Consider the following 9,648-nt stretch of genomic DNA (forward strand, 5'->3'; position numbering starts at 1 on the left):
GATCTACGGCTGCTCCAGGCAGCCGGGCTCGAGTGCGGCGAGTCGGTGCTGACCGGTGAGTCGTTGCCGGTCGCGAAGGACCCCGCCCCGGTCCCGGCCGGCACGCCACTGGCGGAGCTGTCCGGATGCGCCCTGATGGGCACCGTGGTCCACTCCGGAAGCGGCCGCGGTGTCGTGGTGGCCACCGGCGCCGAGGCCGAGTTCGGGAAGATCGCCGCCGGGTTGGGCGGACACCTGCTGGAGACCGAGTTCCAGGTGGGGCTGCGCCGCTTTTCCATGCTCCTGGTCTACGTCGCCGGGGCACTGACCACGTCGGTCTTCATCATCAACGTGGCGCTGCACAAGCCGCTGATCGACGATCCTGGAGGCGGAATCCGTTGCGCTGGAAGCGTTGCCGGCCCGTTCGGAGGCCGAAGCCCTGGCCAGTAGGTAGAAGGTGGGCGGTGGCCCAAAGGCCAAGACCGGCGAGACGGCTTTGCGGTCGTGTCAGCCCGCCCCTTTGCGGACACCTGATGCAACAAAGGTGAACTCGGTGGCCAGCGCCTGGACCCCGGCGTCCTCGGCCGTGGCGGAGGCTTCGATGCGCGCGGGCGCTCGCCGACCACGTTGACCGGGCTGCCTTCGGCTGCTTCAGCCTCTCGGCCCACGTCTGCTCTTCAGAGCCTGGGGAAGCGCACACAAACGGGATTCCTGGAGCCAGCAGCGCGAGCAGGGAGGCCCAGCGCGCTCCGGCCCTGATGAGCCGATGTGAGCCGATGTCCGAGAGCGCCCCGGCCGGTTGGGCGCGCCGCGCGACGCCAGGATCGCCGCCACAGCCGCGCCCACTGCGATGAGCGTGAAGGTCCGCTCGTCGGCCGACGACACGCGGAGGTTGCGCGATGTCGCCGCTCGCCGCGGCCGGCCGCTCCGGCTCCGCCGGTCAGTGCTGGGGGTGCGGACGGGCGTGGAACAGGGGGCGCCGCTGGGCGGTTGTGCCCGGTGCGAGATGGCCGATCTCGACGCGCGTCCTGATGGCGCGGATCACCTCGGTCAGGCCGAGGACTATGGCCATGACGCCGACTACCAGGGTGAGTGTCGCGATCGAGGCGAACGGCATGATGATCATCACGATGCCGGCCAGAGCACCGATGATGCCGAAGGCCACGTGCCAGCCGCGGGCCGGCATGTCCTGGACCGAGGCCGCCGCGGCCGTCTCCAGGGTGCCGCGCAGCAGCCAGCTGAAGCCGATCCACAGGGCGAGCAGCAGGATCGACTGCAGGGTGCCCCGGAAGCAGATCAATCCCAGCAGGATGGAGGCCGCGCCGGTGATGAAGTGCAGTACGCGAAGATGCCGGGGGACGTGGACGCCGAAGGCACCGGCGAGCTGGAAGACACCGGTGACCAGCAGATAGACGCCGAAGAGCACGCCGACGACCCGCAGCGTCGCGCCCGGCCAGACCAGGGCGATGACGCCCAGGGCGATGGTGGCCAGGCCCATGGTGAGCAGGATCTGCCAGCCCATGTTCGCCAGGGCGGCCATGCCTTCGACCGGGGGCGTCTCTTGCGGTTGCGGTGTCTCTCGCGTTCGCGGCTCGGTGCCGCGCGGGGGAACGGGGCCTGCGGAATCGGAAGGAGATGTCATGACGCCTGCCTCCTTCTGGGAGCAGCGTGGTCACGTCAGTACACGTCCATCGTCACCCGATCGGCCTCATGTCGCGCGGTGGAGACGGCGGGGGTTCGTGGCGCGAGCGATCTTCTCCGACCCTGCACACCGGCACGGCAAGCTTCCGGGGCGACAACCCTCACGGACCGCGTGCCCGAGGGACTGCTGCCGCACTTGAGGACTGCGTTTCCGCTGGTCGGGCATAGGGCCGGTGATCCCGTGGGAGTGGTGACGTGTCGTCGCTCCGGTGGGGGTCGTGGATGCCGCCGGCGGGGAACTGCACAAAAGAGCGATCAGGATCACGGTCGTTGAGTGCGGTTGATTGACCGCCGCGCGGAGAAACAGGCGCTCCACCAAGTGCTTGGCGGCGTGCGGGCCGGGATGAGCGGTGTGCTGGTCCTCCGTGGGGAGCCTGGAGTGGGGAAGTCGGCGTTGCTCGACTACGCGGTCGAGCGTGCCGCGGGCCTGCAGATCGTCCGGACGGTGGCGGTCGAGTCGGAGACGGCCCTGGGCTTCGCTGCCGTTCACCAGTTGCTCGTCCCCTTCCTGCCCGCCGTGGATCGGCTGCCCGAGCCACAGCAGCGGGCGCTGGGCGTGGCCTTCGGGCTGGTGAGCGGGCCGCCGGCCGATCCGTTCCTGGTCGGTCTGGCCGTGCTGACGCTGCTGGCAGACGCCGCCGAGGTCCGGCCGGTCCTGTGCGTGATCGACGACGCGCAGTGGCTGGACGGCGAGTCCGCCGACGTCCTCGGCTTCGTGGCCCGCCGGCTGCTGGCCGACAGGATCGGGATGCTGTTCGCGATTCGGGAGACCACGGAGCCGGATCCTCATCTGCAGGCGTTGCCGGATCTCCGGCTCGCCGGCCTGCCGGAGCCGGAGGCACAAGAGCTGCTGGCCACCGCGGTCGGCCGGCCCGTCGAGGCCGGAGTGGCGGAGCGCATCGTCGCCGGGACCGGTGGCAACCCCCTGGCCATTGTCGAGGCCGCGGCCGAGCTGACCCCGGAGCAACTGCGCGGACGGTTGCCGCTGACCGAGCCGCTGCCCGTCGGTCGTCACCTCGAAGGCCTGTTCGGGCGCCGCATGCGGGAACTTCCCACGGACACACAGGGTTCCACCAGGCCCGCTCGGGCGCCCCGCTCACCCCTCTCACCAGGCAGAAGAGTGAGGGGTGAACCAGGTCCAGGACCTGGCCGCCGGATCCGGGATGCCAGTCCCGCTCCGCTTCGGGGACCTGTTCCAAAACCCGGACCGCCTCGCGCAGCCGGGCTCTGAGCTGGTCGTCGACCAGTGTGTCCGACTGCCACACCCCGTCGACGGCGGACACCTCGACGCCGGTTCGTCCGTCCCGCAGCGCGGCGTAATTACGGGAGTTCGGCAAGCACGTAACGAACCTGCGCTTCGGTGAGGCCCTGGGCGAGCGCTTCCTGTGTCCACCTGGCGACGATGCCGGCATCGTTCACCTTGTCGAACCACCCCGGCTTCGCCCGGGTATGTGAGCTGCACTGCATCATCTGGAGTTCCCGCAGTGTCCGGGGTGTCGCGAACCACGGGGGACGGGAAGCCTGGAGGGGCAGCGGGAAAGCAGGCAGGTCGGTCAATTCTCCTGGTCCTCCCAGCCGGTGTGCGGTGGGCGGGAAGAATACTGCAGCAGACCGACACCGCAACCGTGGTCCCCGGGCCGGCTGATGCACCACCGCCGCCCGGCCCGGGGCCACGAGACCCTGTCCGCCCGCTCCGAAGCCATGGTCCACCCTGCGATGATCGACGCCATGGGCCGCCGCCCCGCTCACGGAGCCACCCCGAACCGGCGCGGCACCCGGACCGTAAACCAAACGGACAACCGAGAACCGAACGCTCGCCCAGGCTCGCTTCACGATGCCCGGCGGCTCGAAGGGAAGGCGTTTCCGTGCGTATGTACGACAACCCTGTGATCAGCGGGTTCCATCCCGATCCGAGCGTGTGCCGGGTCGGTGACGACTACTACCTGGTGTGCTCCAGCTTCGAGTACTTCCCCGGGCTGCCGCTCTTCCACAGCAAGGACCTCGTGCACTGGGAGCACATCGGCAACGTGCTCGACCGGCCCGGGCAACTGCCGCTGCCCCTCCCCGGCGCCAAGGCGTCCGGAGGTATCTACGCCCCCACGATCCGCCACCACGACGGCCGCTACTGGGTCATCAACACCAATATCGACGGTGGCGGCAACTTCGTGGTCTCGGCCGAGCGGCCCGAGGGGCCGTGGAGCGACCCGGTGTGGATCGACCTGTCCGGGATCGACCCCGACCTGGCGTGGGAGGAGGAGGACGGCACCTGCTGGTGCGCCTTCTCCGGCCCCGAAGGGGGCATCAACATGGCCAGGATCGACCCGGTCGAGGGCGAGGTGCTGGAGGGGCCTTTCGCCACGTGGTCGGGCAGCGGCCTCAAGTACCCCGAGGCGCCGCACCTCTACCGCATCGGCGACTGGTGGTACCTGCTGATCGCGGAAGGCGGCACGGAACGCGGCCACAGCGTGTCCATAGCCCGCAGCCGCTCGCCGCGCGGCCCCTGGGAGGGCGCACCCGCCAACCCCCTGCTGTCCCACAGCGGTACCGCCCGCTCCATCCAGAACACCGGCCACGCCGACCTGGTGGAGGCTCCCGACGGCAACTGGTGGATGGTGCTGCTCGGCGTCCGCCCCCGCGGCTTCACGCCCGACGTGCACGTGCTCGGCCGCGAGACGTTCCTGACCCCCGTGGAGTGGGACGAGGACGGCTGGCCCGTCGTCGCGCCCGTTCCCGAGAGCCACGCGGCCCCGGGCGGTGCCTGGCATCCCGTTCCGGCCCCGCCCGCCCGCGACGACTTCGACGGGCCCGCTCTCGCGCCGTACTGGATCTCGCCGTTCGCCCGCCCGGAGGGCTCCTGGTCGCTCACCGAGCGCCTTGGCTGGCTGGTCCTCAGCGCCACCGGCCCCACCCTCGACCGCCCCGGGTACACCTTCTTCGGCCGCCGCCAGCAGCACCACGACTGCCGCGTCACCGCCGTGATCGACCCGGGTACGGGACGCGGTGGTCTCTGCGTGCGCCTGGACGAGGCCCACCACTACGAGGTGGAGGCCGGGGACGGGGAGGTCGGCGTCGTCGCCCGGATCGGGCCGCTGCGCCAGACCGTGGCCCGCCGGCCGGTCCCGGCCGGACCGCTGCCCCTCACCGTGACGATCCGGACGTCAGACCTCGTGCCCGCGTCGCCCGAACTCACCGACGGCGGCACCACGGGCCCCGACACCATCGCCTTCTGGCTCGGCGATCCCGACGCTCCGGACGCCCGGCCGCTCGCCGAACTGGACGGGCGCTACCTGTCCACCGAGGTCGCCTGCGGCTTCACCGGCCGTGTGATCGGCATGTACGCCACCGAGGGCGCGGTCGCCTTCGACTGGTTCGAGTACGCCCCGGCGCCGTCCGTGTGACGCTCGGTGTGCGGGCGGGTGCCGCACCCCGAGGGGCACCCGTCCGCAGCCGACTCGACCCCCGGCTGAGGTGCCTCCCCGGCCCCCGGACGGCCTCCTCGCCGGGTTAACCTGTCCCCCATGCCTCCCCGACCAGCCGGATCACGCCCCACCCTGTCCTTGGTGGCCAAAACCGCCGGTACGAGCGTGCCCACCGTGTCCAAGGTGCTGCGAGGCGGAACCGACGTCTCGGCGGAGACGCGCGCGAAGGTCATGGAAGCCGTGCAAGCCGTCGGCTACACCCGCCGGGCCGGGTCCAAGGGCGAGAGCGTGCGGGACGAGAGCGGCTTGTCCAACGTGCTCGATCTCGTGGTCACCCACTTCGAGGGGTCATGGGCGAACCTGCTGATAGCCGGGGTCGGGCGAGAAGCGGCAGCAGCGGGACTCGACGTCGTACTGACGCTCGCCGAGCCGCACGGCGACTGGGTGTCGCGGGTTCTGAGAAGGCGCACCGTCGGCGCGATCGGGACGCTGGTCGATCCCGCATCGGCGCAGTTCGGCGCACTCTTCGCCGCAGGCGTCCCCGTGGTGCTGATCGACCCGATGAGCACACCGCCGTCAGGGGTGGCAAGCATCGGCGTGGCGAACTGGGAAGGCGGCCGTATGGCCGCTGAGCACCTTCTGTCCCTCGGCCATGTGCGGATGGGGGTGGTCGCCGGCCATGCCCGCCATCTCTTCAGCCGGGCGCGCGTCGACGGTTTCCGTGCGGCGGCCGACACGGCGACCGCCGGCAGTGCCACGGTGTCGGTGGCCCACGGCGGATGGAACCGCGCCAAGGCGACGACCGCCACCCACACCCTGCTCGACAGCGACCCGGGGATCACGGGGATCTTCGCCTGCGCGGACTCCATGGCACTCGGCGTCTACGACGCACTGAATGCCCGGGGCCTGCGGATTCCCGAGGACATCAGTGTCATCGGCTTCGACGACCTGCCCGAGGCGCAGTACATCACCCCCGGGCTGACGACCGTCAGACAGCCCAGCACCGAGTTGGGCGCCGCGGCGGTCAAGCTCCTGATCGAGCTCTCCCGGGGCGAAGACGGCGGCGCCCGGTCCCCCGCCCGCATGGAGCTGGCCACCGAGCTGGTCGTCCGTGCCTCCACCGGACCCGCCCCGGCAACCGCAGTGCCACGCCGATGACGCGGGCAGGCGCGTTCCGGTCGGTCTCGTCGCGGTGCTGTCGTCACGACCTGGAGGACGAAGCGGCTCGGATGGGCAGCGCCATGACGGATCGTGTATTCCGCCGCGGTGGGCTCCGTGGTCGTCCCGGCCGGATCGAAGGCATTGCGTCCGACGTCCCAGCGGGGTGACGAACTCGGTGCGATGTCGACGCGCACCCGGTGGCCCGGCAGGAACGTGTGCGCTGTCGACCAGAGGTCCACGACGAACTCCTGCTCCTGATCCGGCTCGACCGGCCGTCTGTCGCCCAGGCCCGTGACCGGGTCGACGGACCGTGCCGATCCCCGCTGCACGCCGTCGGTGACGACGAGGCTGCCGCCGTCCGGGTGTTCGTCGCACAGCCGTACGACCACATCCGCGTCCGTTCCCGTGGTCGCGAGGTGGACGACGGCATGGACCGCGCCCATCACCGTGAGTTCCTCGGCGAGCGGCACGGTGCGCCACGAGACCACGTCCCGCCGCGCCTCGATCGCCGTCTGGTCGGCGGGTCCCGCCTCGAACGGCGCGAAGAGGAGTACCGCACCGCCGCACGTCGGCACCGGGGATGCCGGATCGCTGGTCAGCCGCCGTTCACCGCTCTCGGCCGGCTCGGTCGCGAGTGTTTCCCCGGCGTTCAGGTACAGCTCGAGCGTCCGCGTGTCGCGCGGGGGGAACTCGTCCAGTTCGAGCCACCGGTTCGAGCCCATCAGGAACACGCGCACCGGCGGCATGTCCGCCGCGCCCGCGCGCAGGACGGCGTCGAACCACCGCACGTGCTGCGCGGTGAGGTCTCCGCCGCCGCCGAGATCGTCGGCGGACGCGCCCGGCCCGAAGTCCACACCGGCTGTCCGGCCCGACACGTCGTCATGCGACCAGGGGCCGACCAGAAGACGAGGCACCGGCCCGCCGGTGTCCTTCGCGCGGTGCAGCAGCCGCCGGTAGATCTCCAGGGTCGATCCGAGGAAGACGTCGAACCATCCGCCGATCAGGAAGACCGGGATGTCGATCGCATCGATCCGGTCGACGATCTTCCCATCGCGGTGACGCGCCGACCCGAGCGGCTCCCGCAACCGGTCCAGACCCCACCCGACGATCGCCTCGGCGTCCCATCCGGCATGCGGGGTTCCGGCCCGGAACGCGTCGCGGGTCGCGATCGCTCGCTCGGTCGCTTCCCACCGCTTCCGCTCGGCCTCCCGTTCGCGGGCGGAGCCGATGCGCGTGATCATGTCCGGGGCGATCGCGTAGTGCGTCCACGCGAGGGTGCTTCCGATCTCCGGCACCCCACCGCGGAACCGGAAACCGTCGAGCGCCGACATCGCCGGCGTCATGGCGGGAGCGATCGCCCGCAGAGCCGGGGCGCCTCCCAGCAGGGCGCTGAACTGGGTGTCCGAGGCGTAGGACGCGCCCCACATTCCGACGGTGCCGGTGCATTCGGGACGTGCCGCGAGCCAGGCCACGGCGTCGGCGCCGTCGGCCACCTCCTGCGCGCAGGGGTCGAAGACGCCTTCGGAGCCGAAGCGGCCCCGTACGTCCTGGAGCGCGACGAGGTAACCGGCGGCGACGAGGCGCCCGACGTCGAGCATCCCGTCGTGTTCCTCACGGGTCACGTCATAGGGATGGCGGGTCAGCAGGGCCGGCCACGGCCCGGTTCCGTGCGGAACCAGCAGGACGGTCCGAAGCCGTGTTCCGTCGCGCAACGCACAGGTCACCTCGCGGCGCTCGGCGACCGGGTCCGGCGATTCACGGGCCGGGTCGCCGCGCCGGAGGGGGGCCGGCTCCCGAACGGGGCTCGTGTCGTCGCTCACCGGAGGGCGACCGCCGTCCACGACGTCGGCGGCAGTTCGATGGCGAGCAGGCCGTCGGCGAGTGCCGCGCCGGCGTTCGCGGCCGGGGTCACCCGGTCCTGCTGGGCGAGCGTGTTCTTCGCGTACACGTCGGAGTCGGCGAGCGTGACCGCCTCGGTGATGCGCGAGGAGCCGAAGCTGCGCACATCGATCGTGACCCGCGCGGCTTCCGCCAGGTCGCGGTTGACGAGGAAGACCGCGGCCCGGTCCTCGTCGACGGTCGCGACGGCGTCGACGACGGATGCCTCTCCGTAGCGCGCCGTTTCGTACGTCGGCGCCTCGATCAGGGGTCGGATCACCTCGCCGGAGGCGAGCCGGCTCGTGATCGAGAACGGGTGGAAGGTCGTCTGGCGCCAGGCCGGGCCGCCGGGCTCGGTCATGATCGGAGCGATCACGTTGACGAGCTGTGCGAGGGATGCCGAGGTGACGCGGTCGCTGCGGCGGAGGAGCGTCATCAGCAGGTTGCCGACGACGACGGCGTCCGCCACCGTGTAGGTGTCCTCCAGGAGCCGGGGGGCGTGGCGCCACTCGTCGTGGATCTTCTCGGACTCCTGGTGCTCCTTGAGGTACCAGACGTTCCACTCGTCGAAGGAGACGTTGATCTTCTTGTTGGAGCGTTTCTTGTGCCCCACGTGGTCGGCAGTCGCGACGACGGTGTCGATGAAGTAGTCCATGTCGGTCGCCGAGGCGAGGAAGGAGCCGAGGTCGCCGTCGTGCTCCTGGTAGTACGCGTGGCACGAGACGTAGTCGACGTGGTCGTAGCTGTGCTCGAGGACGGTGCGCTCCCAGTCGCCGAATGTCGGCATGGTGGATCCGGAGGAGCCGCAGACGACGAGTTCGAGGTCCTTGTCGGCCCTCTTCATCGCGGCGGCGGTGCGGGCGGCTGTCTTGCCGTAGTCGTCCGCCGTCATGAATCCGGTCTGCCAGGGGCCGTCCATTTCGTTGCCGAGGCACCACATGCGCACGTTGTGCGGTTCCGGTGTGCCGTTGGCGATGCGCAGGTCCGACAGAGCCGTACCGGATGGGTGGTTGGCGTACTCGAGCAGGTCCAGGGCGGGCAGGATGCCTCGTGTGGCCACGTTGACCGCCAGCATCAGCTCGGAGTCGGTGAGCTTGAGCCATCTGGCGAACTCGTCGAGGCCGACCTGGTTCGATTCGAGCGAGCGCCAGGCGAGGTCGCGGCGTACCGGGCGTTCTTCGCGTGGGCCGACGGAGTCTTCCCAGCGGAACCCGGAGACGAAGTTGCCGCCCGGGTAGCGGATGGTCGTGCTGCCGAGCTCTCTGACGAGTTCGACGACGTCCATGCGGAACCCGTCATCGTTCGCGCTCGGGTGTCCGGGCTCGTAGAGCCCGGTGTACACGCAGCGGCCGAGGTGCTCGACGAACGAGCCGAAGGTGCGGCGCCGGACAGGAGCGATGACGGCCTGCCTGTCGAATTCGATGTGGGCGCGGGGCAATGCGGCGGTCCTTTCCGGGGATGGCGCGGGGTGTCGTGGGCTGGGTGGTGCCGTCGGTCAGCGGCCCGCCCC

At 70.8% G+C, this 9,648-nt stretch carries 5 protein-coding genes and 3 pseudogenes; 4 read left to right on the plus strand and 4 right to left on the minus strand.

All coding sequences use genetic code 11. The features are described from left to right. A partial coding sequence (locus RH94_RS43790; protein WP_456154170.1) for a P-type ATPase occupies nucleotides 1-429 on the plus strand: 429 nt, incomplete at its 5' end. Nucleotides 430-919: 490 nt separating this feature from the next. On the opposite strand, the gene RH94_RS18300 is transcribed toward RH94_RS43790, so the two are convergent. Beyond that, the gene (locus tag RH94_RS18300) at nucleotides 920-1,621 is read right to left on the minus strand and encodes an HdeD family acid-resistance protein (RefSeq protein WP_073948640.1); all 702 of its coding nucleotides are present in this window, start codon (nucleotides 1,619-1,621) and stop codon (nucleotides 920-922) included. Between the two features lie 333 nt (nucleotides 1,622-1,954). Between RH94_RS18300 and RH94_RS43795 the strand changes: the two are divergent. Further along, nucleotides 1,955-2,398, plus strand: a pseudogene (locus tag RH94_RS43795) (AAA family ATPase); the annotation flags it as partial. Nucleotides 2,399-2,744: 346 nt separating this feature from the next. Here the strand turns inward: RH94_RS43795 and RH94_RS18310 are convergent. Continuing rightward, a pseudogene (locus RH94_RS18310) lies at nucleotides 2,745-3,237 on the minus strand (DUF4246 family protein); the annotation flags it as partial. 314 nt (nucleotides 3,238-3,551) lie between these two features. Here RH94_RS18310 and RH94_RS18315 point away from each other — a divergent pair. Next, complete coding sequence (locus tag RH94_RS18315; protein WP_073948642.1) at nucleotides 3,552-5,078, plus strand: glycoside hydrolase family 43 protein; 1,527 nt, start codon at nucleotides 3,552-3,554, stop codon at nucleotides 5,076-5,078. 162 nt (nucleotides 5,079-5,240) lie between these two features. After that, nucleotides 5,241-6,257, plus strand: coding sequence for a LacI family DNA-binding transcriptional regulator (locus RH94_RS18320; protein WP_234425862.1), 1,017 nt, complete (start codon nucleotides 5,241-5,243; stop codon nucleotides 6,255-6,257). A gap of 56 nt (nucleotides 6,258-6,313) precedes the next feature. On the opposite strand, the pseudogene RH94_RS18325 reads toward RH94_RS18320, so the two are convergent. Beyond that, nucleotides 6,314-8,101, minus strand: a pseudogene (locus RH94_RS18325) (CocE/NonD family hydrolase); the annotation flags it as partial. Further along, the gene (gene arfA / locus RH94_RS18330) at nucleotides 8,077-9,576 is read right to left on the minus strand and encodes an arabinosylfuranosidase ArfA (protein WP_073948644.1); all 1,500 of its coding nucleotides are present in this window, start codon (nucleotides 9,574-9,576) and stop codon (nucleotides 8,077-8,079) included. The gene arfA and the pseudogene RH94_RS18325, both read right to left, overlap by 25 nt. Between the last annotated feature and the right edge of the window lie 72 nt (nucleotides 9,577-9,648).

The sequence above is a fragment of the Streptomyces kebangsaanensis genome (assembly GCF_001906585.1).
Lineage (GTDB): Bacteria > Actinomycetota > Actinomycetes > Streptomycetales > Streptomycetaceae > Streptomyces > Streptomyces kebangsaanensis.

Coding starts and splice junctions, on each gene's coding strand:
- RH94_RS18300 (WP_073948640.1), bottom strand. CDS start 1,621: ATGACATCTCCTTCCGATTCCGCAGGCCCCGTTCCCCCGCGCGGCACC.
- RH94_RS18315 (WP_073948642.1), top strand. CDS start 3,552: ATGTACGACAACCCTGTGATCAGCGGGTTCCATCCCGATCCGAGCGTG.